The following is a 23,516-nucleotide window of genomic DNA, read 5'->3' as shown; positions in this document are numbered from 1 at the left end:
ATGACGCAGTCAGATGACGCCAAGGGGACCCTGAAGCATTTTAATAAGACGTATAGGCTAATCTCTTTGCATTTATTGGAATAGTTATAATAAATAAAAATATGATAATAATATGATTTAAAATAATAAAATTTGAAAAATTTCAGGCGGTGTCTTGTAAATGCTGGGAGGAAACGCATGTATGGGATCATACGACCGCATAATATGTGATCTGCTGGCAGCCCGCGCTATGTGCACAGGATCGCATCCTTGCGACGATCAGGGGCCCAAAAACGCGAGAGCCCCAAAGCCCAAGAGCGAAAAGCCAAAAGCACCATGATCAAATTCGGTCATCTGAAATCCTTCCTTGCCTGTTTTGTGCCGCTTAGTGCGGTGTTCCTGCTCGTCATCGGGCTGCTGGCTTGGGAGCGGGCGAATGTCCGGGGCAAGCAGATCGCCGATGACCAATCCTTTGCGCTCGACAAATCGATTGCCATCATGCGCGAGCGCATCAATGTAGTGGTGTCTGATCTGCTGATCCTGTCCGAGAGCACCCAGCTTGACGCGGTCATAGACGGGCGTACCGACAGGGCGCAGCTTGCCAGCGAGTATGAGCTGTTTGCCTTGCGCCGCGGGATTTATGACCAGATCCGCTATCTTGATCATGACGGGCAAGAAGTGGTGCGGGTCAATTACGGCAGTGGCATTCCCTATACCGTGCCCGCGGGTGAATTGCAGAACAAGGCAGACCGATCCTATTTCAAGCTGGCCGCAAGCGCCCCGCGCGGCACGTTTTACATGTCGGGCATCGATCTGAACCGCGAATTTGGCGAGATCGAACAGCCGATCAAGCCGGTCATCCGGCTGGCATCCCCGGTCTTTGATCGCCTTGGCGACCGTCAGGGTGTTTTGGTTTTGAACCTGCGCGCAAGTCCGATGCTGGCCGAAGTGATCGGGCCGCTTGAACGCGATGGCGCACATGCCTTTGTCACGGACGAGGACGGCAACTGGATTATCGGCGGCGAACCGGGCGAAAACTGGGCCCGCGATCTGACCGGAACACCGGCAGTAGTGGCCGACCGGTTTGCCCCGGCCTGGGAACAAATGCAGGCGGGGGAAACAAGCTTCGTCACCGATCAGGGCTTTTACACGGTTGCCCGGATTGAGGTATCCGACCTGTTGCTGCGCGGGGATTTCGGACAGAAGATTTCTGTCATTCTGGAAAATGACATTGCCCAGACCAGTCGCCTGAACCTGTTTATCGGCGCACGCCTGCCGGATGAACAATATCACGCCTTGCTGAGCCCGGATCGCAACATGCTGACTGTTGTCAGTATTGCGGTGATCTTGCTGATCGCGATTGGCAGTGCCGCCTATTCCTGGACCCGGCGCCGGCAACTGGTGGCAAGTTTCGGGGCGCGGTTGTCCGAACGCGTGCTGGAAGTATCGAAAAACAGTGTGGTGATCACGGATCCGGACGGTATCATCCGCAAGGTCAATCCGGGCTTTACCGCCATGACCGGCTATCTGCCCAATGAAGCTGTTGGCAAGCCGCTGGCCTTTGTCCGGGCCGAGCGGGAAAACACCGAGGAATTGGATGAAATCCTGATGTCGGCGCGCGCGAGCGGCACCTGGGAGGGCGAGGTCCGCAACCGGCGCAAGGATGGCAAGTTTTTCTATTCCAATGTCGTGATCAGTGCGATTGCCGACCCGGAAGAGGGGGCGGTGCATTATGTCGAAATGGGGCTGGATATCTCGCGCCATATGGAAAATGCGCAGGAACTTTGGCGTCAGGCCAATCACGATGCCCTGACCGGTTTACCCAACCGGTTGCTGTTTGAAGACCGGCTTGAAGTGGCCTGCGGTCACGCCGAAAGCGAAGAATACGCCATCGCGCTGCTGTATATCGATCTTGACGGGTTCAAACCGATCAATGACCAGCATGGGCATGAGGTCGGGGACAAGGTTCTGCGCGTGGTGGGCGAGCGGATCCGCGAAACCGTGCGCCACGACGATACGGTCGCCCGTCTTGGCGGCGATGAGTTTGCCGTCATTGCCGAAGAAGTCGCAAGTCATGAGGAAACCGACTGGATCGCCCAGAAAATCCAGACCGCCCTGCAGCGCCCGATGGAATTTGGCGGCCTGACCATCACGGTTGGCGCCAGTGTCGGTATCGCAATCTTCCCGACCGATAGCCGCGAAAGTGTTGCGCTTCTGGGCTTGGCGGACGAGCAGATGTATCGCCAGAAGCGCTTCCGCAAAGGGAACGAGAAAAAGCAGGCCAACGGATCGCGATAATTCCGGGGGCAGAGCAAACAAAAAAGGACAGTCCGATTGGGCTGTCCTTTTTGCGTTAGAGCGCGCGGCTATGGTCGCTGTCAGGCTTATGCCGCAGCAGGAGAGGTGACCGGGCGGGCGCGTTCGATCCGCTTGCGGCGATCAGGGATATTGTGGGCTTCCCATAGATCATTGCGGGTCTGGGTGTTGATCCAGAATTCCGCGCTGTTACCAAAAACGCGGGCCAGGATAAGCGCCGTATCAACGGTTATCCGGCGTCGGTTGTTGCACAGCTCGTTTACATGCTTGCGCGGAACGCCCATGGCTTCGGCCAGAGCGGTCTGCGTCAATTCCATCGGTTCCATGAACTCGGTGACGAGCATTTCACCAACGCTGACGGGTTTTCTTGCTGTCGTGATCATTGTGGGCCTCATCGATAGCTATGATTGTCGAGATAAAGGTCGTCAGCCTTGCCTTTGGTGTCGTCCCAAAGAAATACCAGCCGCCATTGGCGATTGATCCGGATGGAGTGATACCGGGCCAGTTTGCCCTTTAATGCTTCAAAATGGTTGCTGGGCGGAACGCGTAAATCGTTGCTTGAGATTGCATCATCAATCAACTGCAACTTCCGAAACAGGCGGGCATTGATATCGGCGGGAATTTTCTTTCCTGCCTGGTCACGAATGAAAAAGTCTTCAAGCCACCTGTCGCGAAAAGATCCGATCAATCGACATGCTCCATTAAGCTTGGGTCACTGTACCGCCCAACGGTACAATTGTCAACTTAACAGGTGGACACGTATGGCTGCGTGCTCAGAAAAGGGAGCGTGCGTAGAAAAGGGCGCAAAAAAGGGGACAGTCCCCTTTTTCCGCAACGGTACAGATGTCAACTCAACAGGTAGGCACGTATGGCTGCGTGCGTGGGGGCATGCGCCTGAATCCCAAGTGGCTCCTTACGCCACCATCGCGTCATATTCCTCCTGCTTGTCCATCCATTTTTGTTCGATCATGGCAAGGTCGTTTTCGAGTTTGCCGAGTTCGAGCTGGATATCCGAGAGCTTTTGGGCGTTGGCGTCTTCGTAAAGGGTCGGGTCGGCCATTTTTTCTTCGATGGCGGCTTTGCGTTCGGAAAGCTTTTCCATCTGTTTTTCAAGCTTCTCTATTTCGCGTTTGACCGGGGCGGCTGCTTTACGTTTTTCAGCCGCCTGCTGGCGTTCGGCCTTGCGGTCACGTTTGGCGGGTTTGCCCGCATCGTCGCCTTTATTCGCGCGACGTTCCATGCGTGCACGATCCAGAAGGTACTGGCGATATTCGGCAACGTCGCCGTCAAACGCCTTGACCGTGCCATCCGCGACCAACACCAGGCGATCCGCACAGGCTTCGATCAGATAGGGATCGTGGCTGATGATGATCACAGCACCTTCATAGGCATTGAGCGCATGGTTGAGCGCATCGCGGCTGTCGATATCAAGGTGGTTGGTCGGCTCATCGAGGATGAGCATATGCGGCGCATCGAGCGTCATCAGCGCAAACAGCAAGCGCGCCTTTTCCCCGCCCGAGAGGTCCTTGACCTTGGTGTCGCCCTTATCGCCTTCGAAGGCAAAGCGGCCGAGCTGGGCGCGGACCTTGCTTTCGATGACGTTGGGCATGAGGGATGCCATATGCTGATAGGGCGTTTCATCGCCGCGGAGTTCGTCCGTCTGGTGCTGCGCGAAATAGCCGATGCGCAGTTTGTTTGATGAATGCTTTTCACCTGACATCAGTTCAAGCCGTTCGGCCAGAAGCTTTGCCAGTGTGGACTTACCGTTGCCGTTGGCGCCCAGAAGGGCAATACGGTCATCCATATCAATGCGCAGGCTGATATTGCGCAGGATCGGTTTGCCTTCTTCGTAGCCGACATCGCCATCGTGAATGTTAATCAGGGGCGGTGGCAATTCCTTGGGGCTTGGGAAGTCAAAGCTGATGCCGCGATCCTCGACCACCGGAATGGCCGGGCCCATTTTTTCGAGCATTTTGACACGGCTTTGTGCCTGTTTGGCCTTGCTGGCCTTGGCACGGAAGCGGTCGATGAAGGATTGCAGATGCTTTTGCTGGGCGATCTGCTTTTCATAATGCTTGGAGGCCAATTCCATCTGTTCGCGGCGCGTCTTGGCGAATTTGTCGTAATTGCCGCCATAAAGCGTGACCGTACCATCATGCAGATGGGCGATGGTCTTGACCGCGCGGTTCAGAAGATCGCGGTCGTGACTGATCAGGATGATCGTACCGGGATAATTGATCAGATAGTTTTCAAGCCAGATGGTGGCTTCGAGATCAAGGTGGTTGGTCGGCTCGTCAAGCAGCAGCAGATCCGGGCGCAGGAACAGGGTCGCGGCAAGGGCGACACGCATGCGCCAGCCGCCCGAGAAATCATCACACGGGCGTTGCTGGGCATCCGCGTCAAAACCAAGACCGGAAAGGATCGATGCCGCGCGGGCCTCGGCGGTGTGGGCGTCGATATCGGCCAGACGTGTGTGGACCTCGGCAATGCGGTGCGGGTCGGTGGTGGTTTCGGCTTCTTCCAAAAGGCTTGCGCGTTCGGTGTCGGCCGCCAGAACGGTTTCAATCAGCGAGCGTTCACCCGCCGGGGCTTCCTGGGCGACGACGCCCATGCGGGCCCGCTTGGCCAGGCGGATATCACCACCGTCACCCGGCAATTCACCTGAGATCAGTTTGAGCAGGGTCGATTTCCCCGCGCCATTGCGGCCAATCAGGCCGACCTTGTGCCCGTCCGGGATGGTCAGATTGACCTGATCAAGAATGATGCGGCCGCCAATGCGGTAGGTCAGATCGGATATTTGCAGCATGATGTCTTTCGCCGGTATCGGGTCGTTTTCGGGGGAATCGCAAGGATTTCTGTGCTTTCAATAGGGCAGGCGGGCCTTGGACGCAAGGATTCTTCAAATTGTCATCGCAGCTGTGATTTCGGTGACAGGACGGTGCCAAAACAGCCGGGAACCGCAGTTTCATGCCTTTTGGGGGCTTTTTACAGTCGAAACGGGTGAATGCAACGGCTGCAGGTCTGCTTTGCAGCGGTAGAACTATGTGTTGCGTTGCGATCCAACCCCGTTTATATAGCGCCAACCTTCGGGTCTGTGGATGATAAGGGCGGTCTTTGGTGCCGCCTTTATCTTCCGCAGGCCCTTTGTGCTCGGGGGACTCAGTGGGGTCCTCTTTGGGGGTAACGAATTTTTACAAAGCTTAGGTGAAACCAATGGCTGTCGAACGCACTCTTTCGATCATCAAGCCGGACGCAACGCGCCGCAACCTGACTGGCAAAATCAACGCCGTCATCGAAGAAGCTGGCCTGCGCATTGTCGCACAGAAGCGCGTCGCTCTGACCCGCGCTCAGGCTGAAGGTTTCTATGCAGTTCACAAAGAACGTTCGTTCTTTGGCGAGCTGGTAGACTTCATGGTCTCTGGCCCGGTTGTTGTTCAGGTTCTCGAGGGCGAAGATGCCGTCGTTAAGTACCGCGAAGTAATGGGCGCAACCAACCCGGCGAACGCCGAGGAAGGCACCATCCGCAAACAGTTTGCAGAATCCATCGAAGCGAACTCGGTCCACGGTTCGGACTCGCTCGAAAACGCTGCAATCGAAATTGCATACTTCTTCGCTCAGACCGAAATCGTCGGCTAAGCCTAGCAGGTCCTGACCCTGAAGTTCTCCGGTTCTTCCGGATGCAAAAGCGCCCCGCACATTGCGGGGCGTTTTTTGTTTTGCGGTAATGTTTGATCAGTCGATCAGAAAGCCTGCCATCAACAGCAGGAGCACGGCGATCGAGACCACACTCCAGAGCATGAATTTCGTCCAGTGGTGCCAACCTTCTTCGTGGTGATGCACCAGGCCTTCGTCATAATCACTTCCTTGCATGGGTTTCCTCCCTGATTGCGGATCATGATTTTCCGGGGCGGTTATCTGATTGGTTTTGTGCCCGGATATCGCGCAAGGCGATGTAAAAATGATAGCGCGAAATAACCTATGGGTGAATAATATTTATGATATTCACCAATTGTGCGCCGCATCATGCTGGACAAGTGCGTCTGTGCCTGCCATTCTTGGGGTATGGAAAACGTTTTGACCCAGCATTCAGCACGAATTTTTACCGCCTCTCATAGAGTGGCGGAGTAGCGACGTTTTGACCAGATGAGACCCACCCGCCGGCGAGGCGGGTTTTTTTGTGGCTGTCTCCCGGCCAGACCAAAACAGAACGGGAGACAGAGATGACCAAGCCCTTATCAGAGTTAAACCAAACCGACCGGGTTTTGATGCCGCAAAACGGCACAAAGACCGGCACGCTGCATATGCTGTGTGGCAAGATCGCGGCGGGCAAATCGACGCTTGCCGCCGAACTGGCGCGCAAACCCGGCACGGTTATGATCGCCGAGGATGAATGGTTATCGACGCTTTTTGGCGACCAGATGCGATCGGTTGCCGATTATGTCCGGGTATCAGACAGGGTGCGCGGCGTGATGGGGCCGCATGTGGCGATGCTGCTGCGTGCGGGGGTTTCGGTGGTGCTGGATTTTCCGGCCAATACGGTTGGTTTGCGGGGCTGGATGCGCGGGATCCTTGAGGATGCCGGGGCGGATCATGTTTTGCATTATCTCGACCAGCAAGATGATGTCTGTATCAACCGCCTTCGTGTGCGCAACCGGGCCGGAACCCATCAATTTGCCGCCAGTGATGCGCAGTTTCATCAGATTAATGCGGCCTTTGTCCCGCCCGGCGCGGAGGAGGGATTCAATGTCATTCGTTATGAGACAGACACGCTTTGAGCATAAAAAAAGCTGCCGGTGAACGGCAGCTTTTGCGCTTGTGAGCTATCGGATCAATGCCGATTGGCAGATCACAGAAGGAAGATCGCCATCAGGATCAACAGGGCAATGATGGAGATGGTGCCCCATTTCACGAAGTTCGTGTAGCCGTGATAGATGCTGACATGGGTTTCGGTGAGTTCGTAATCGTTACCCTGCAAACTTGCCTCCTCAGATTGGGTGTTTTTGGATTGTTCAAATGTATATCCACGAAGTTGATGCAGTGCAAGATGCAGATTAACCTGAGGGTCAAAACTCATTCACATAACCGACCCGGCAACTGATATGAGAGAAAAAGCGAGGAAAAGCCCGCAGATCGTGGTGATCCCCGGTCAAGGGATTTGACGCAGAGGCTTTCTCTCATATCAGTTGTCCTTCGGATCACCCGGATTTGCACGGGCTATTTTGTCGCAAAATCTTGAAAGATATGGATCTTCCTGCGATTTAACTCCGCATACCCGCACAAATCCGGGAGACCGGGCCGATTATGTGAATGAGTTTTGACCCTCAATGTTAGACGTTTGACCCATTTCACATCCGTGGCGGTTCACCTTTGATCCCAAAAGGTTACTGGATGCCCGATTTGCAGCCATAGGGCAGGAAGGTGCCCGATAGCCCGTGGCTCATCATCGCAAACGACATCTTGTTGGCATAGTCGAGTTCTGTCTTGGATTTCGGGCAGGCATAGGCCCGGCCGGCACAGCCATTTTCAATATAGTCTTCTTCGGCCCTGGCGAATTCCGGGCTGAGTGTGCCGCGCGGAATTTCTTCGAGCATTTCGCTACGGACTTCCTGATAGACCGCGCATTTTTGCGCCCGCCAGTGTTTGTCACCGGTTTGCATGTCCGCCCCATCGGCCTCGGCCTGTGCCATGGCGTGGGTCGGCAGAAAGGCCAAAAGGGCGAGGGCGGTGATGAGGGCAGGGGATTTGCGCATCATGATGTCGGCTTTCTTTGGCGGTGGTGGCGGTCGTCGCTTTTACGCAGCACATCACAGCATCAGAATGCGCAAAGATTATGGCCTGCCAGTCGGTTATTGGTGCTTCTGGGTTCCAAGGCGCTTGTGACGCTATTCTTTGAATTGATAGCACAGCCAAGCTTTTACTGCGTCAATTGCATCTGTGGTTGATGCACCTTTGGGTTTGACAAACCAATATGCATGGCTGGCTTCCAGAGAGATGTTGAAAGGTGCGACCAGTCGTCCTGCGGCGATATCGTCGGCGACGAGCAACGACCGACCGAGTGCGACGCCCTGTCCCTGGACGGCTGCCTGCAAAATCGCACTGTCATCTCCAAGGCGTGGCCCGGCGGGTGGCGGGCGTTGGTACCCGGCAGCTTTGAAGCAGGCGTTCCAGTCTTCTGGAAGATCGGCATAAAGAAGGGTGGCGCGATACAGGTCTTCAAACGTGTCTAGCTTGTTGTCCATGGCATATTTTGCAGAGCAAACCGGTGTGATGGTCTCAGTGCAGAGCTTGATCGCATCCAGATTGCCGGGTGGCGCAGGGCTGTAGCGGATCGCAGCATCAACACGTTCCAGGGCAAAGTCCACAAGATGCCGGGATGCCGTAATCCGAAGATCAATGTCGGGATTTGTCGCCAGAAAGTTACCCAGTCTTGGCGCAAACCATTTTGCTGCCACCGATGGCAGCATGGAGAGTGTGACAACTTGATGGGATCGTTGTGCATCTGCCACGGCGGACCAGATGCGAGAGAAATTATCTGCTAATTCATGCGCCAACCGATCCCCTGCCTGGGTTAAGCTCAATCTTGCGCCGTTGCGCAGAAACAGTGCAACGCCCAGTGTTGCTTCCAAATCGGAGACCTGACGCGACACTCCGCTTTGGGTGAGGCCAAGCTCCTGACCCGCCGCAGTGAAATTGCCGCACCGGGCGGCAACCTCGAACACCTGAAGGGATCGCAAAGGTGGTTTAGTATGAGTTGTACGCATCCTGTCCCTCATGTTTTCTCATTTAAACATTCTGCATGAGTCATCTAGCATGAGTACAGCTCAATTAAAAGAATGGCTCTGTCATGGCAAATAAGATTGCAACAGCATTTGCGACATCAAGTTTGAAAAATCATGTACCAGACTTGCCTCTGGTGATCTGGATGGTCGTGCTGACTGTTGGGCTCGGCTTGATCGGCGGGCTTGAAGCAAGCGAGGTCATCGGGCAATTCAATACAGGTTTCGGACGGGCTCTGGGCGAGTTTGCCCTCATCCTGCTGCCGTCCTTTACCTTGGCTGCGGTCCTGTCGCAGCAAAACATCGCGTCCAAAGCGGTGGGCCGCACCGTTGCGTTGGCTTCTCCGATTGCAGGTGCGGGCATGATTTGCCCCGACACTGCATATGCCGCGCTTTCTCCGGCGGCGGGGCGCTACAAGATGGATACGGCATTCGGAGCCTATGCCGGGTTCAAGTTGCTTTATCCGGCCGGTCCGCTCATCGTTGCGGCGGGGCTTGGTGTTACGGGGGGCTCCGGGGTTGAACCTGTCGGGTTGTTGGTTTGCGGTGGGCTTCTATTGTTACCCGTCTGGATGGCGGGTGTGATTTGGGGGCGCTTTGCGACGAAGAATCACGGCGCGGAGATCAGGCCAGACGCTGCTGACAGCGGAGATTTACTGATGACGTTTGCGCCATTTTTCGCGTTGGCGGGTCTGTTGGTTGTCGGCGGCTTTGTTGGTCGGACCGGTGTCGCAGCAGTGGATTTTCTATTGCTGCCCAAGGGCGCATTGATCTTTGCTGCGATCGTCGCTCTGTTGCAAACGCCACACGAAAAACGGCGCGGGTGCCTGGATAGTGCGGTGCGACGCACCGGGTCGCTTCTTATTGTTATTGGCGCAGCAAGTGCATTTGGATCGGTTCTGACAGGGCTGGTGTCTTTGGACCATCTGTTTCCGGAAGGCAGCGGCGTGGTGACCCTGATAGCACTCTTTGCCCTGACCGTGCTGTTCAAGCTGGCACAAGGATCATCAATGGCAACCTTTGCCGCCATTGCGCCTGTCGCGGCCCCGATTGTGCTTGCAAGCGGCGTTAACGAGATCGCGGCTGTCTTCGCAATTTGTCTTGGTTCGTTTGTCGCAGTTATGCCCAATGACAGCTATTATTGGCTGGTGCGTCGAGATGCCTTGGAGAGCGAGCCAAGCGAAGGGCGCGTCATTCGCGTCCTGACGGGCGGGACGTTGGTGCAGGCCGTCGTCGGCATGGTTGTTCTTTTGGTGACTGTGGCCTTGTGGTCCTGATTGCAGGGCAAGAAAACGGCGGGGCATACACGATGACCCGCCGTTTCATGCGTTAAGCAACTTGCGCAGCCAGCGCCAAAGATTCTTTCATCCGGGCTCGAGCGCCGGGTTGATTTCAGCAAAGTCGGCTGGCGGGGCATCTTCGATGGTGACGATGCCCTTGGCATCGACCGAGACGCGGCCTTCGGCAATCCAGCGGATGACCTGCGGGTAGATGCGGTGTTCCTGACGCAGGATACGCTGGGCCAGTTTGCCAGCATCATCACCGGGCAGGACCGGAACCACGGCCTGGGCAATGATCGGGCCGCTATCGACTTCGGGCACAACGTAATGCACGGTGCAGCCCGCGAACTTCACCCCGGCATCAAGTGCAGCCTGATGCACACCAAGCCCCTTGAAGCTTGGCAGCAGCGACGGGTGGATGTTGATCAGCTTGTCTTTCCAGCGGGTGACGAAGCTTTCACTGACCAGACGCAGGTAACCTGCCAGCACGACAAGGTCGGCACCGCTTTCCTCGATCAGGGCACTTACGGCGTTGTCATAGGCTTCGCGCCCGCCCGGATAGCCCTTGTGCGAGATGGTTTCAGACCGGATGCCAGCCTTGCGGCCGCGTTCAAGACCGCCCGCATCCAGCTGATTGGAGAAAACCAGCACGATTTCGGCCGGGTAGCCGGGCGTCTTGCAGGCATCAAGGATGGCTTGCAGGTTTGACCCGCCGCCTGAGATCAGAACGGCGAGCTTTAGCTTCTTGCCGTTGCTTACTTGTCCCATGTACGGGCCATGTTTTTGATCACGACCTGCGGGCCATCACCGGCACGCGGGCCGATGACGCCGATCTGGCTGACGGTTTCGCCGTGCTCGCGCAGGAGGGCTTCAGCCGCGTCGGCCTTGTCGGCGGGAACGACGACGCACATGCCAATGCCGCAGTTAAAGGTGCGTGCCATTTCCATGGCCGGAATGCCGCCCTGTTTGGAGAGCCATTTAAACACCGGCAGGTATTCCCAGCAGCTGGCATCAAAGACAGCGGTCAGGTTTTCGGGCAGAACGCGCGGAACGTTTTCGGTCAGGCCGCCACCGGTGATGTGGGCCAGTGCCTTGACCATACCGGCCTTGTGGGCGGCGAGACAGCTTTTGACATACACCTTGGTCGGTTCAAGCAGCGCTTCGCCAACGGTTTTGCCCGGTGCGAACGGGGCGTCATCGGCATATTCAAGACCGGCGGTTTCAACAACCTTGCGGACCAGCGAGTAACCGTTGGAATGCACACCGCTGGAGGCAAGCCCCAGGATGACATCGCCTTCTTCAACGTTGGTGCCATCAAGCAGTTCGCCGCGTTCAGCCGCGCCGACCGCAAAACCGGCGAGATCATATTCGCCGTCGGCATACATGCCCGGCATTTCAGCGGTTTCGCCACCGATCAGTGCACAGCCAGCCTGTTTGCAGCCCTCGGCAATACCGGCGACGACGCTTGCGGCGTTATCGACCGACAGCTTGCCGGTTGCGAAGTAATCAAGAAACAGAAGCGGTTCTGCGCCCTGAACGACGAGGTCATTGACGCTCATGGCGACCAGGTCGATGCCGACTGTGTCGTGTTTGTCAGCCAGGAAGGCGACTTTCAGCTTGGTGCCGACACCATCGGTACAGGATACCAGAACCGGATCGTTATATCCGGCGGCCTTCAGATCAAAAAGGGCACCGAAACCGCCAAGACCGCCGGCAACACCGGAACGGGTGGTTGCTTTTGCAAGCGGTTTGATTCGTTCGACAAGGTCATTCCCGGCATCGATATCGACACCGGAGTCCTTATAGGTAAGGCCGTTAGAGGCGGTCATGTTGGTGATCCCTGGCTTCGCGCATGCATGAATAAAAGCGGGAGTGCCCGCGTTTTTCATCAACAGGTATCCATTCAAGGCGCCGTATGCCGGGCTTTTTGCGGTCCGGGTCGCAGGGGTGAGCCTGCTGTTTGACCAATCCGCCTTACTGACGCCTTTAATCAGATATAGAGGACAAGCACGATCCTGCTGATAAAAAACGCGGGCTTGATAATTTCCGCTGGGCCGAAAATACTCAAACGCGGGCAATATGCAATGATCACCTGCGCATGACAGAGTTTTCTTTGCAGAATGCGTTCAACATGCCACAAAGAGCATTAACCAAGACACGATTAGGGCAAAGAGGCATACGTGCTTACTTCATTGAAAAATATCAGGATGTGGGCTGGCGCGGCGACCGTTGCCGCCATTATGGCCTTTCCGGCAGCAGCCCAGGACATTTTCACCGTCACGGGTGTTCATGTTGACGAGCGCGCCGAAACGGCCGCGGCCGCACGCGAAAGCGCACTTGAAATCGGTCAGCGCAAGGCGTTTGAAGAAGTGGTTGCCCGTTTGACCCTGCCCGAAGATCGTGCCGGACTGGCGACACCGGAAACATCGGTGATCACGAACATGGTGCGTGATTTCGGGGTGTCGAATGAAAAGACATCCTCGGTGCGCTATATCGCGGACATGACCGTGCGGTTCAAGGATGATGAACTGCGCCGGTTCCTGCGTTTCCGCGATATTTCCTTTGCCGAGCTGCAATCCAAACCGGTGATGATCGTTCCGGTCTATCGCAGCAATAATTATGTCAGCCTGTGGGATGATCCCAATCCGTGGCGCGAAGTGTGGTCACGCAATATCGCGACTTCGGGACTTGTCCCGATCAAGGCGCCGATTGGCGATCTGACCGATATCAGCACGGTTTCCGCCGAGCAGGCCCAAGGTGGGGCGATGGAGCGGCTAGCCCAGCTTGCCAAGCGCTATGGCGCGGATGTGGCCGTTGTCGCCAGTGCCGAGGTGACCGGTCCCGAGGGCGGGGAGACCGTTTATGTTTCCGTGACCCGATATGATCCGAATGGCGCACCGCAGATCTTTGGCGTGCAGGAAAAGACCCTTCCGGACGAGACATTGAACGAGACGCTGGTGCGTGCCGCCAAATCGGTGCAGGAGCAGCTTGCCGATGGCTGGAAACGGGCCAACCTGATCAATTACAGCACGGGTGGCAACCTGATGGTGTTTATCCCGATTACCGGTCTTGGTGACTGGGCCGGGATCGAGAAAAAGCTGATCGGGTTGCCGGTGGTGCGTAATTCGCGGGTGATCGCGATGTCCAAGCGCGAAGTGCAGCTGTCACTTGATTATGTTGGCTCGACCAATCAGCTTCAGACGGCGCTGAGCCAGCAGAACCTTAATCTCAGCCGGATGGGGGAGCTTTGGTTCATCCAGCCGAGCGGTTCAGATCGCCTTGAGGGATTGTCACTTGGCAGTTAAGCCCGTTTGACGGCGGGGAAGGGTAACAGGGGGACCCGAGGATGACTTTACGGCAGCAAGCACGTTTCTGGCTGATCTTTGTCGTCGGATTCTTTTTCTTGATCTGGCTGTTTTCAAGCATCCTTCTGCCGTTTGTCGCCGGGATGGCGATTGCCTATTTCCTTGACCCGCTGGCGGATAAGCTTGAAGCGCGCGGCGCCAGCCGGGTGGTGGCGACCAGCATCATCACGGTGTTGTTCTTCCTTGTTTTCATTCTGGTGATGTTGTTGGTGGTGCCGATGATCGGCAGCCAGCTTGCGGGCTTTCTTGAGCGGTTCCCGGGCTATGTTGATGCGCTGCGCACCAATGTTGCGCCGTATCTGCAAAACATCCTGGATCGGGTGGCGCCCGAGACGCTGCAAAGTGTCTCAGATGCGATCAAGGGGCAGAGTGCCAATGCGCTTAAATGGGTTGGTAATGTCCTAAGTGAAGTTCTGTCGGGTGGTCTGGCGCTTTTGAACTTCTTGAGCTTGCTGTTCATTACGCCGGTGGTGTCGTTTTACCTGCTGCGCGACTGGGACAAGATCGTCGCCAAGGTCGACAGTTACCTGCCGCGCAGATCCGCAAAGGACATCCGCCAATGTGTCAGCGAGATTGATGAAACGCTGGCAGGCTTTGTGCGCGGGCAGGCGACGGTGTGTATTTTGCTCGGTCTGTTTTACGGGCTTGGCTTGACGCTGGTCGGGCTTGAGTTTGGTTTTGTCATTGGTTTGATGACCGGCCTGGTGTCCTTTGTGCCCTATTTCGGGATGATTGCCGGCTTTGCCGTGGGCATGGGCGTTGCGGTGGCACAGTTCGGCTTCGGGCTTGATCTTGGGCTTGTGGCGATTGTGTTTTTGATCGGTCAGGTGCTTGAAGGCAATTTCCTGACCCCAAAACTGGTTGGCGACAAGGTCGGTTTGCATGCAGTCTGGGTGATGTTTGCATTGCTTGCCGGGGGTGCGGTGTTTGGCCTTTTGGGCGTGATGTTGGCGGTGCCGGTGGCCGCTGTTATCGGCGTGCTTGTACGTTATGGCTTAAGGCAGTATCTCGATAGTCGGCTTTATGATCATGGACCGGATGGCGGCAGCAGTGCCGGTGCGGATTCAGATGGCTAAGCTGATATCAAGACCTGCAAGTTGAATTGAGTGTGACCCGGGTGACTTCCAAGCCGGAAAAAGATAACGATCCGCAGCAATTGCCCCTGGCGCTTGAAATGCGCCCGGCACTTGGCCGTGATGATTTCATGGTGGCCGAGTGTAACAGCGAAGCCGTGGCATGGATCGACCAATGGCCGAAATGGCCCGCACCCGCCTTGTGCCTGTATGGTCCGAAGGGGTGCGGGAAAAGTCATCTGGCGGAAGTCTGGCGGGCGCGGTCCGGTGCACTTCAGATCGCGGCATCTGACCTTGCCGGACAGGACGCCGATGCGATCATTGGCGATGCGACCGGGCTTGTGATCGAGGATGCCGATCAGGTCGGGGGCGACGGGCTTGATGAGACGGTCTGTTTCCATCTTTACAATATGCTCAAAGAACGCAGCGGCCATTTGCTGTTGACCGCAAGCCAGCCGCCATCGCGCTGGCAGATCACGCTGCCCGATTTGCGATCCCGGCTGGGTGCGGCACTGGTGTGCGAGATTTCCCCACCCGATGATGACCTGATTGTCGGGCTTCTGATCAAGCTGTTTGCCGACCGGCAAATCCCGGCCAGCCCGCAAATCATCAGCTATGTCCTGCCAAGGATCGAGCGATCCTTTGCCGCGCTTTCCGAACTGGTCACGGCGATTGACCGTCGGGCACTGGCCGAAAAGCGGGCAGTGACCTTGCCGCTGGTGCGTAGTGTGATGGAAGAACTGTCAGCTTGAACTTGGCTGGGCGGCTTGCAAATTTTGTAAGCCAATCAGGTTGTTACCGGGTATGATCAGTCCCACCTGACAAATTGCGTTCAATAACTGGAAGCTGCATGTGAGCCCGCAACGCGCAAAAGCTAAACCGTCGCTCAAAACCCAGACCGCATCGCTGATTGCCGATGGGCATGTTCTGGGCTGGCGGGAATGGATCGGACTTCCCGACCTTGACGTGCCTGTGATCAAGGCTAAGGTGGACACGGGGGCGCGGACATCGTCATTGCATGCGATCAATCCCAGACAGATTGAGCGTGACGGGCGCGATTTTGTTGCGTTTACCCTGCCGCACTATCCCGGAGACGGGCATGGCCAGATCGACTGTCTGGCCCCGTTGGTCGAGCTTCGCGAGATTCGCTCGTCAAACGGAAGTGCCGAAGAACGGTTTGTGATATCGACCCATATCCTGGTCGGGCATCACAAATTGAAAGTTGAAGTGTCGCTGGCAAACCGCTCCATCATGGGCTTTCCCATGCTTTTGGGCCGCACGGCGATGAAAGCAGGAAGATTTTTGGTGCTGCCATCAAAATCTTATCTTGCAGGGAAGCCGGAACAGCGATAGACGCGCAGAAGAACGACCCAAGATCGGAACCACCAGCCGACTGGAGCGTCGAGAGTATGTTGCATCAAATCTACTTCGCTTTGTTTGGTTTTGGCGTGCTGTTTGGCAAGGCACAGCGTGCAGAGCGATGCGGCGCATCGGTCAAACGGTGTAACGCCGCGAAAGACCGCCAAAACCAAACCCTATGGGCCGGGACATCTTCCCGCCCCGCAGCGTCAAGGTCCTCGAACGTAGCGCGGCTACGTCCATCAGACCTTTCCTTGCCGGGCAGAAAGATGTCCTCGGCAAAGTGAAGTAGATTTGATGTAACATACTCCTGCTTTCTGACAATTTCGCATTCGCCCGCAGCCGGTATGATACCGGACGCGCACCGTTTTATGCCGACCAAGGGGGACATCTCATGAAAATCGCGATGCTTGCACGCAATCCCAATCTTTACTCCCACAAACGGTTGGTCGAGGCGGCCGAGGATCGCGGGCATGAGCTCGACATTATCAATACGCTGCGCGTGTCGATGAATATTACCTCGCTGAAACCGGAAATCTATTATGGCGGGTCCAAACTGACCGGCTATGACGCGGTGATCCCGCGTATCGGTGTGTCGGTGACCCAGTTCGGTCTGGCGGTGTTGCGTCAGTTCGAGATGATGGGGGTCTATCCGATCAATGAATCGGTTGCCATTGGCCGGTCGCGCGACAAGCTGCGTTCGTTGCAGATTTTGGCGCGCCGTGGCATCGGCCTGCCGGTAACCGCCTTTGCCCATGATCCGAAAAAGACTGACGAGGTTCTTTCCATCGTTGGCGGGGCGCCGGTGGTGATCAAGCTGCTGGAAGGCACACAGGGCATCGGCGTGGTTCTGGGCGAGACCGAGAAATCCGCCAAATCCGTGATCGAGGCCTTTCGCGGGGCCAATGTTGCCATCATGGTGCAGGAATTCATCAAGGAAGCCGGCAATAGCGACATCCGTTGCTTTGTGATTGGTGGCAAGGTGGTCGCCAGCATGGAACGCAAAGGCGCGGAAGGCGACTTCCGGTCCAACATCCATCGTGGCGGTTCGTCACGATCCATCCGCATCACACCACAGGAACGCGCAACTGCGGTTGAAGCGGCCAAGGCCATGGGGCTCAATGTATGCGGTGTTGACATTCTGCGGTCCAACCACGGGCCGGTGGTGATGGAAGTCAATTCATCCCCGGGGCTTGAGGGGATCGAGGTGGCAACCGGCAAGGATATTGCCGGCATGATCATTGATTTCATGGAAAAGGATTTCAAACCCGGTAAGGTGCGGACCAAAGGCAAGGGATAAGGGCAAGGAACAAGAGCATGAGCGAGACCCGATCACCCCGGGGGAACAGCAAGGGCGCGAAAGCGGCCAGAACCCCCAAGACCCCTGATTTTGAAATTGGGGGGCAAAAGGTTGCACCGGGCACACGCCAGCTTGTCGATATCCCGATTTCGCTTTTATCAAATCACACGCCGGTCAATCTGACGGTCAGTGTCGTGCATGGCAAACGCCCCGGTCCGGTGATTTTCGTCAGCGGTGCTGTCCATGGCGACGAGATTGTGGGCGTGGAGGTCATCCGGCGTGTGTTGAAGTCACCCGCCTTGCGCGGCATGCGTGGAACGTTACTGGCCGTGCCGGTGGTCAATGCGTTCGGGTTTTTAAACCATACGCGCTATCTGCCCGATCGGCGTGACTTGAACCGGTCCTTTCCGGGCCATTCGCGCGGATCGCTTGCAGGCCAACTTGCCCATCTTTTCTTAAGCGAAATCGTCGAGCGGTCAGACTTTGGCATTGATCTGCATACAGCTGCGGTCAATCGGGTGAACCTGCCGCAAATCCGGGTCAATGAAGATGATCCGGAAATCATGAATTATGCCGAGGCCTTTGGGGCGCCGATCATTCTGACCAGCCCGTTGCGCGATGGGTCACTGCGTGAAGCGGCGCGTGAGCTTGGCGTGCCGATCCTGCTTTATGAAGCGGGCGAGGGGCTTCGATTTGATGAAATGTCGATCCGGGCCGGTGTTTCGGGCGTTTTGCGCGTGATGCGCAAGCTGGGCATGACATCACAACGCACCGTGCGCGAACCGCGTGTGCCATCGTTCAAATCATCGAACAGCCATTGGCTGCGCGCCCCGGCCGGGGGCATCTTGCGGACCTTCAAGCTGGCGGGTGATTTTGTCCATGAGGGCGATGTGGTGGCGGCGGTGTCCGACCCGTTCGGGCAACGTGACGAGGATATCGTGGCGCGCGAAGACGGTTTGATCATCGGGCGTACCAACCTGCCGATCGTCAATCAGGGGGATGCGCTGTTTCATGTTGCCCTGATCAAGCGACCGTCCGAGGTGCAGGAACGCATGGATGCCATTGAAACCCACCTGCAATCCGATCCGCTTCTGGATGAGGACGAGATTATTTAGTCTCTCAGCAGCCAATGCGATGTGGCGTTTGACGGCGTAAAGCGGGCGAAGACCTGCTCTGCATCGAAGCCACTGGCGGATTGTGCTGCGCAATGCTATAGCAATCGACATGGAACCGATTACAACTACAGAAGAACTTCGCAATCTGTGTGAAAGATTGCGCACGTTCGAATATGTCACTGTCGATACCGAATTCATGCGGGACTCGACCTATTGGCCGCAACTGTGTCTGGTGCAGGTGGCAAGTCCGGAGCCGTCCGATAACGGGGCGGCGGTCGATCCGCTGGCCGAGGGCATTGATCTGATGCCGCTGTTCGAGTTGATGCAGGACGAGGACGTCGTGAAGGTGTTTCACGCCGCCCGTCAGGATATCGAGATTTTCGTCCATCTGTCGGGCAAGGTGCCCCATCCGGTGTTTGATACCCAGGTGGCGGCGATGGTGCTGGGCTATGGCGATCAGGTCGGCTATGAGACGCTGGTCAACAAGGTGGCGCGCAAAAGCATTGATAAATCAATGCGCTTTACCGATTGGTCGCGCCGTCCGCTTTCAACCAAGCAGATCAGTTACGCACTGTCGGATGTGACCCATCTGCGCGTGATATATGAGGCCTTCCACGAACGCCTTGAAGCCAATGGCCGTGCCGTGTGGCTGTTTGAGGAAATGGAACGCCTGACCGATCCGTCGATCTATTCGATTGATCCGGCGGACGCGTGGAAGCGGCTTAAGACCCGGTCCAACAGCCCGAAATTCCTCGCCGTGGCGCGGGCGCTTGGCGAATGGCGTGAAACCGAAGCGCAGCGCAAGAACCTGCCGCGCAACCGGATTTTGCGCGATGATACCTTGCTTGATATCGCTGCCCGTCAGCCGATGACGGACAAGGATCTGGATAAAACGCGCGGTGTTGGTCGCAACTTTGGCTCTTCAAAACCCGGCCAGGCGATTATCGAAGCCATCAAGGCCGCCCTTGATAGCCCGCAGGATCAGTGGCCAAAGCCCAAGCAGCGCATCGAACTGCCGGCCGGGATCGGCCCGACGGTCGAGTTGCTTAAAGTCCTGCTCAAACTCTGTGCTGAAGAAAAGGGCGTTGCCCAGCGTCTGGTGGCATCAAGCGATGATCTGCAGAACATCGCGGCGGATGACGATGCAGACGTTCCAGCCATGCGTGGCTGGCGACGTGATCTTTTCGGGCAATATGCCCTGCGTCTCAAGCACGGTCAGCTTGGGCTCAAGCTCAAAGACGGCGAAGTGGTTTTTGTCGAGCTTGATCGCTGATCCGATTTCGCTGTGACGAACAAAAAACGGGGCCCGATGGCCCCGTTTTTGTTTTTTGAGCACTGAGCAACCGCTGTTAGCTGGGCAGGGCGGCATCCAAAAGCGCGGTTGCCATGGTCTTGGCAATCTTTGCCGATTCGGGCATGCCACGCACCTGGGCGGTGACAATCGCGCCTTCCTTGAGCAGGGCAAGTTCTTCGGCGAGTTGCTTAGGGTTGGCGGCCCCGGCCTTCTCACAGAGACCCTCGATATGGTTGAGCACGCAGGTTTTGTGTTCGGCGGCGATTTGATGGGCCGGGTGGTCAAGCTTGGCGAACTCGCTTGATGCGTTGATAAACGCACAGCCCGAAAAGCCCATGCCCTTGAATGCACGGCCATGGAACCAGTCTTCGAGCGCATCAAACATTGCCAGCAACTGATCGCGCGGGTTGGTGGAGGCCTTTTGCATTTCCGATGTCAGCCAGTCGCGGAACGTTTCATCACGACGGGTGAGGGCGGCCAGGATCAGTTCGTCCTTGGATTTGAAGTGCTTGTACATCGTCATTTTGGCGACGCCGGACTCGGCCAGGATCTTGTCGATTCCGGTGGCATTAAAGCCCTGTGTATAGAAAAGCCGAAGGGCGGTATCGACGAGAACGTCGCGTTTTGATTTCAATCTTTTCACTCCAATAGTCAGACCGGTCTGTATTCTTTTGGCGGGAAAGCCGCAGAATAGCAAGCCTTTCAGATATCAGAACGGTCGTTTTAAAATTGTGTTTGACAAATAGACAGACCTGTCTGTATATATGTTTTCAACGCTGATCAACCCGAACTTGTTAAGGAGAGTTTCAATGACCCGCATTTCTCTGCCTGCTTCGATCGATGCCGCCCCTGATGCTTCGCAGCCGCTTCTTGAGGGCGTGAACAAGATGCTTGGTTCGGTTCCGAACCTGTTTCGTCTGACGGCAAACAGCCCGGCAGCCCTTGAAGGCTATCTTGGTTTGAATGGTGCGCTGTCCAAGGGCGCGCTTGATCCGCAAACCCGCGAACGCATCGCCCTTGCGGTGGCACAGATCAATGGCTGTGACTATTGCCTGTCAGCCCACACCTATCTGGGTAAGAACCTCGCCAAGCTTGATGACGCCGAGATTGCGGCAAACCGCAATGGTGCGTCGACCGATCAGAAGGCCGATGCGGCTGTGCGCTTTGCCGTGGCACTGGTTAAAAACCGTGGCCAGGTGTCCGAGGCCGATGTCAGTGCCGCCAAGCTTGCCGGCTATAGCGAGGCCGAACTGGTCGAGATCGTGGCCCACGTGGCGCTCAATACGCTCACCAACTACCTCAACGAAGCCTTTGATACCCCGATTGACTTCCCGGTGGTTAACGCCTCCGCAGCGTAACTTCCGGCACTTCCCCCGGTCGGCTGTCCCCCCTCCGCATGTTGCTCCGAGCCGACCGGGGTCCCTTTATTGACCACAGACCAAAGGACAGGATTGATGTCACGGCCACCGCTGCCACCCTTTAACGTCGAAACCGCCAAACAGAAGGTCCGCATGGCCGAGGATGGCTGGAACAGCCGCGATCCCGAGAGGGTGTCGCTTGCCTATACGCCAGACAGCCGTTGGCGCAACCGTGCCGAAATGTTTGAAGGCCGCGAAAACATCGTTGCGTTCCTGACCCGTAAATGGGCCAAGGAAATCGAGTATCGCCTGATCAAGGAACTCTGGGCGTTTCATGAAAACCGCATCGCTGTGCGCTTTGCCTATGAATATCGCGATGATAGCGGCAACTGGTTCCGGGCCTATGGCAACGAGAACTGGGAATTTGATGAAGAAGGCCTGATGCTCCATCGCTTCGCACAAATCAATGACAAGCCGATTACCGAGGAAGAGCGTCTCTTCCGCTGGCCGCTTGGCCGCCGCCCGGATGATCATCCGGGGCTGTCAGACTTGGGATTGTAATCCCGATTTAGATTACCCCGCCATGTTCCGGTTCCCTGTAGGGAAAGGAAAGTTCGGCGGAAAGAAGTTCTACTAGGTCAGGGCCAGCTAATTTGAATGGAAGGTTCTGACCCTAGACAGGCAAGGCGGTGCGTCCCCGGTGCTGCCTTGCCTGCTACCCCGCAAAGGACCCTGAACATGATTGTTAAATATATCGCCTTTTCGATCACATCGACCGCCGTGCTTTTTGTCTCCTCCCTGCTGACGTTTGCGCCGTAACGTCAGTTCCAAGATGCCTCCCTGAAAACTTGCCGGGCCCCTTTGGGGGCCCTTTTTTGTTGGAGTTCGCGTAGCAGTTTGAGCCCGAAACGATAACAGCCGCCCGGGAAACGGGCGGCTGTTTTTCGTTGAGGTATTGGGACGCGTAGAACCTAGAACATCGTATTGTCGTGGGGGATTTCAGCCGGGACGGGTTGGACGACATCCCAGTGTTCGACAACCTTGCCCTGATCATCAAAGCGGAAGATATCCATCACCGCGCGTTCACCCTGTGCCGAGGTGGATCGGACATGAAGCACGACCAGATCATCTTCGGCAACGGTACGCACGATTTCGGCATGGATCGACGGATCGGCGGCAAGCCAGCCGGAAATGGCGGCGCGGAACCCTTCGATCCCGTCCGGGGCGACCGGGTTATGCTGAATATACTCGTCACCGATATATTGCGTGATCGCGCCTTCGACGTCCTTGTCGTTAAAGACCATTTCATAGAAGGCGATGGCATTGGCGGTGTTGCGATCCTCGATTTCACCCGCATGAAGAGTTGGCATGAGGACGAGGAAGGCGACCGGCAATACTGCGAGAAGATGGCGTTTTGATCCGATCATTTCAGCGCCTTTGCGATAAAGTCTTCAACCGATTGCGGCTTGCGCCCGACCAGGGTTTCGAAATCATTGCTGACGGTTTCGTAGTCGCCTTTCTTTGCGCCGACATAAAGCCCCGACAGGGCTTCGACGAGATGATCGGGCAGGCCGAGGCTGCCGAGGATGCCAGTGTGGACTTCGGCAGGGAGATCGACGAATTTGACCGGCTTGCCAGTGGCATCCGCGATGTAGCCAGCGATTTCGCTATGAGTAACACCCTTGGTGCCCGTCAGGTCATAGATCTTGTTGACATGATCGGCCGGGTCGGCAAGCACGACGGCGGCTGCTTCTGCAAGGTCATTGCGCGGGATATAGGTGATTTTGCCATCCCCGGCCGGTGCGCCGTAATCGCCGGTTTCAAGCGCGTGCGGCACACCCGCCAGCAACAGATCGGCATAGAAGCTGTTGCGCAAGATCGTGTAGGCAAGGCCGGTTTGGCGGATGTGGTTTTCGGTATCAAGGTGAATGGCCGAATAGGTGAAATCGGCATCGGCTTTTGGGTCGACAATGCCGGTATAGACAATGTGTTTGACGCCTGCGGCTGTGGCGGCATCAACGGCGGTGCGGTGCTGTTTGATGCGGGTTGCGTTGTCATCCTCAGCCGAGATGATGAGTGCGGTGTCGATACCTGCGAAGGCCTTGGTCATCAGGGCAAAGTCATTAAAATCGCCTTTGCGAACATCAATGCCCTTGGCACTCTGATCCGCAGCTTTTTCGGGGCTTCGGACACTTACGGCAATGTCGCTTGCCGGAATGCGATCCAGCAGATGCTTAACAACCAGCGTTCCAAGTTGGCCGGTTGCGCCAGTGATCAAGATGGTCATGTCAGTTTCTCCGA

The 23,516-nt window shown here is 56.4% G+C and carries 25 protein-coding genes; 13 read left to right on the top strand and 12 right to left on the bottom strand.

Features of this window, described 5'->3' with window-relative positions; genetic code table 11:
• Positions 1-315 precede the first annotated feature (315 nt).
• Entirely contained in the window at positions 316-2,277 is a 1,962-nt protein-coding gene (locus ACXAF0_RS13820; protein WP_475346459.1) for a diguanylate cyclase domain-containing protein, read from the top strand.
• Between the two features lie 86 nt (positions 2,278-2,363).
• Here ACXAF0_RS13820 and ACXAF0_RS13815 read toward each other — a convergent pair whose 3' ends face one another.
• From ACXAF0_RS13815 to ACXAF0_RS13805, 3 genes are all read right to left on the bottom strand, one after another.
• Positions 2,364-2,678 (bottom strand): HigA family addiction module antitoxin, encoded by a 315-nt coding sequence (locus tag ACXAF0_RS13815; protein ID WP_475346458.1) that lies wholly within the window; start codon positions 2,676-2,678, stop codon positions 2,364-2,366.
• Positions 2,679-2,686: 8 nt separating this feature from the next.
• Positions 2,687-2,983, bottom strand: a complete 297-nt coding sequence (locus ACXAF0_RS13810) for a type II toxin-antitoxin system RelE/ParE family toxin (protein WP_475346457.1) — start codon at positions 2,981-2,983, stop codon at positions 2,687-2,689.
• Positions 2,984-3,208: 225 nt separating this feature from the next.
• The gene (locus ACXAF0_RS13805) at positions 3,209-5,101 is read right to left on the bottom strand and encodes an ABC-F family ATP-binding cassette domain-containing protein (protein WP_475346456.1); all 1,893 of its coding nucleotides are present in this window, start codon (positions 5,099-5,101) and stop codon (positions 3,209-3,211) included.
• Positions 5,102-5,508: 407 nt separating this feature from the next.
• On the opposite strand from ACXAF0_RS13805, the gene ndk reads away from it, so the two are divergent.
• The gene (ndk, locus tag ACXAF0_RS13800; protein WP_008891250.1) at positions 5,509-5,931 is read left to right on the top strand and encodes a nucleoside-diphosphate kinase; all 423 of its coding nucleotides are present in this window, start codon (positions 5,509-5,511) and stop codon (positions 5,929-5,931) included.
• A gap of 96 nt (positions 5,932-6,027) precedes the next feature.
• Here the strand turns inward: ndk and ACXAF0_RS13795 are convergent, their stop codons facing one another.
• Positions 6,028-6,165: a hypothetical protein gene (locus tag ACXAF0_RS13795; RefSeq protein ID WP_475346455.1), complete on the bottom strand. Its 138-nt coding sequence runs from the start codon at positions 6,163-6,165 to the stop codon at positions 6,028-6,030.
• A 350-nt stretch (positions 6,166-6,515) separates the two neighbouring features.
• Between ACXAF0_RS13795 and ACXAF0_RS13790 the strand changes: the two genes are divergently transcribed.
• Positions 6,516-7,070, top strand: coding sequence for a P-loop nucleotide/nucleoside kinase family protein (locus ACXAF0_RS13790; protein ID WP_475346454.1), 555 nt, complete (start codon positions 6,516-6,518; stop codon positions 7,068-7,070).
• Positions 7,071-7,141: 71 nt separating this feature from the next.
• On the opposite strand, the gene ACXAF0_RS13785 is transcribed toward ACXAF0_RS13790, so the two are convergent.
• The 3 genes from ACXAF0_RS13785 to ACXAF0_RS13775 all read right to left on the bottom strand — a co-directional run bounded on the left by ACXAF0_RS13785 (position 7,142) and on the right by ACXAF0_RS13775 (position 9,056).
• A complete protein-coding gene (locus tag ACXAF0_RS13785) occupies positions 7,142-7,369 on the bottom strand; it encodes an aa3-type cytochrome c oxidase subunit IV (RefSeq protein ID WP_475346453.1) in 228 nt (75 codons plus the stop codon).
• Positions 7,370-7,676: 307 nt separating this feature from the next.
• A complete protein-coding gene (locus ACXAF0_RS13780; protein WP_475346452.1) occupies positions 7,677-8,048 on the bottom strand; it encodes a hypothetical protein in 372 nt (123 codons plus the stop codon).
• Between the two features lie 129 nt (positions 8,049-8,177).
• Positions 8,178-9,056 (bottom strand): LysR substrate-binding domain-containing protein, encoded by an 879-nt coding sequence (locus ACXAF0_RS13775; protein ID WP_475346835.1) that lies wholly within the window; start codon positions 9,054-9,056, stop codon positions 8,178-8,180.
• Between the two features lie 83 nt (positions 9,057-9,139).
• Between ACXAF0_RS13775 and ACXAF0_RS13770 the strand changes: the two genes are divergently transcribed.
• Entirely contained in the window at positions 9,140-10,348 is a 1,209-nt protein-coding gene (locus ACXAF0_RS13770; RefSeq protein ID WP_475346451.1) for a GntT/GntP/DsdX family permease, read from the top strand.
• An 87-nt stretch (positions 10,349-10,435) separates the two neighbouring features.
• Here ACXAF0_RS13770 and purN read toward each other — a convergent pair whose 3' ends face one another.
• Together purN and purM are read right to left on the bottom strand one after the other, a co-directional pair.
• Positions 10,436-11,119: a phosphoribosylglycinamide formyltransferase gene (purN, locus tag ACXAF0_RS13765; RefSeq protein ID WP_475346450.1), complete on the bottom strand. Its 684-nt coding sequence runs from the start codon at positions 11,117-11,119 to the stop codon at positions 10,436-10,438.
• Positions 11,107-12,180, bottom strand: a complete 1,074-nt coding sequence (gene purM, locus ACXAF0_RS13760; RefSeq protein WP_475346449.1) for a phosphoribosylformylglycinamidine cyclo-ligase — start codon at positions 12,178-12,180, stop codon at positions 11,107-11,109. Before purM ends, purN begins: the two co-directional genes overlap by 13 nt.
• A gap of 378 nt (positions 12,181-12,558) precedes the next feature.
• On the opposite strand from purM, the gene ACXAF0_RS13755 reads away from it, so the two are divergent.
• From ACXAF0_RS13755 to rnd, 7 genes are all read left to right on the top strand, one after another.
• The gene (locus tag ACXAF0_RS13755; RefSeq protein ID WP_475346448.1) at positions 12,559-13,656 is read left to right on the top strand and encodes a DUF2066 domain-containing protein; all 1,098 of its coding nucleotides are present in this window, start codon (positions 12,559-12,561) and stop codon (positions 13,654-13,656) included.
• 41 nt (positions 13,657-13,697) lie between these two features.
• Positions 13,698-14,792, top strand: coding sequence for an AI-2E family transporter (locus ACXAF0_RS13750; protein ID WP_475346447.1), 1,095 nt, complete (start codon positions 13,698-13,700; stop codon positions 14,790-14,792).
• 32 nt (positions 14,793-14,824) lie between these two features.
• Positions 14,825-15,541, top strand: a complete 717-nt coding sequence (locus ACXAF0_RS13745; RefSeq protein ID WP_475346446.1) for an HdaA/DnaA family protein — start codon at positions 14,825-14,827, stop codon at positions 15,539-15,541.
• A gap of 100 nt (positions 15,542-15,641) precedes the next feature.
• On the top strand, positions 15,642-16,142 hold the full coding sequence (locus ACXAF0_RS13740) for an ATP-dependent zinc protease family protein (RefSeq protein WP_475346445.1): 501 nt from the start codon (positions 15,642-15,644) through the stop codon (positions 16,140-16,142).
• A gap of 400 nt (positions 16,143-16,542) precedes the next feature.
• Positions 16,543-17,448: a 30S ribosomal protein S6--L-glutamate ligase gene (rimK, locus tag ACXAF0_RS13735; RefSeq protein WP_475346444.1), complete on the top strand. Its 906-nt coding sequence runs from the start codon at positions 16,543-16,545 to the stop codon at positions 17,446-17,448.
• A gap of 17 nt (positions 17,449-17,465) precedes the next feature.
• Positions 17,466-18,563 carry a succinylglutamate desuccinylase/aspartoacylase family protein gene (locus ACXAF0_RS13730; RefSeq protein ID WP_475346443.1) on the top strand — a complete coding sequence of 366 codons (1,098 nt, stop codon included), beginning with the start codon at positions 17,466-17,468 and terminating at the stop codon, positions 18,561-18,563.
• A 109-nt stretch (positions 18,564-18,672) separates the two neighbouring features.
• The gene (gene rnd / locus ACXAF0_RS13725) at positions 18,673-19,836 is read left to right on the top strand and encodes a ribonuclease D (protein WP_475346442.1); all 1,164 of its coding nucleotides are present in this window, start codon (positions 18,673-18,675) and stop codon (positions 19,834-19,836) included.
• A 76-nt stretch (positions 19,837-19,912) separates the two neighbouring features.
• On the opposite strand, the gene ACXAF0_RS13720 is transcribed toward rnd, so the two are convergent.
• Positions 19,913-20,500 carry a TetR/AcrR family transcriptional regulator gene (locus ACXAF0_RS13720; RefSeq protein ID WP_475346441.1) on the bottom strand — a complete coding sequence of 196 codons (588 nt, stop codon included), beginning with the start codon at positions 20,498-20,500 and terminating at the stop codon, positions 19,913-19,915.
• 166 nt (positions 20,501-20,666) lie between these two features.
• Here ACXAF0_RS13720 and ACXAF0_RS13715 point away from each other — a divergent pair, with 166 nt between their 5' ends.
• Both ACXAF0_RS13715 and ACXAF0_RS13710 read left to right on the top strand, forming a co-directional pair.
• Positions 20,667-21,215 (top strand): carboxymuconolactone decarboxylase family protein, encoded by a 549-nt coding sequence (locus tag ACXAF0_RS13715; RefSeq protein WP_475346440.1) that lies wholly within the window; start codon positions 20,667-20,669, stop codon positions 21,213-21,215.
• Positions 21,216-21,311: 96 nt separating this feature from the next.
• On the top strand, positions 21,312-21,776 hold the full coding sequence (locus tag ACXAF0_RS13710) for a nuclear transport factor 2 family protein (protein ID WP_475346439.1): 465 nt from the start codon (positions 21,312-21,314) through the stop codon (positions 21,774-21,776).
• A gap of 410 nt (positions 21,777-22,186) precedes the next feature.
• Here the strand turns inward: ACXAF0_RS13710 and ACXAF0_RS13705 are convergent, their stop codons facing one another.
• Both ACXAF0_RS13705 and ACXAF0_RS13700 read right to left on the bottom strand, forming a co-directional pair.
• Positions 22,187-22,642, bottom strand: a complete 456-nt coding sequence (locus ACXAF0_RS13705; protein WP_475346438.1) for a nuclear transport factor 2 family protein — start codon at positions 22,640-22,642, stop codon at positions 22,187-22,189.
• A complete protein-coding gene (locus ACXAF0_RS13700) occupies positions 22,639-23,502 on the bottom strand; it encodes an SDR family oxidoreductase (RefSeq protein ID WP_475346437.1) in 864 nt (287 codons plus the stop codon). The genes ACXAF0_RS13705 and ACXAF0_RS13700 overlap by 4 nt, the downstream gene beginning before the upstream one ends.
• Between the last annotated feature and the right edge of the window lie 14 nt (positions 23,503-23,516).

The organism is Thalassospira sp. ABD4_177, from assembly GCF_056160125.1.
This window is presented reverse-complemented; position numbering and strand designations above follow the sequence as displayed.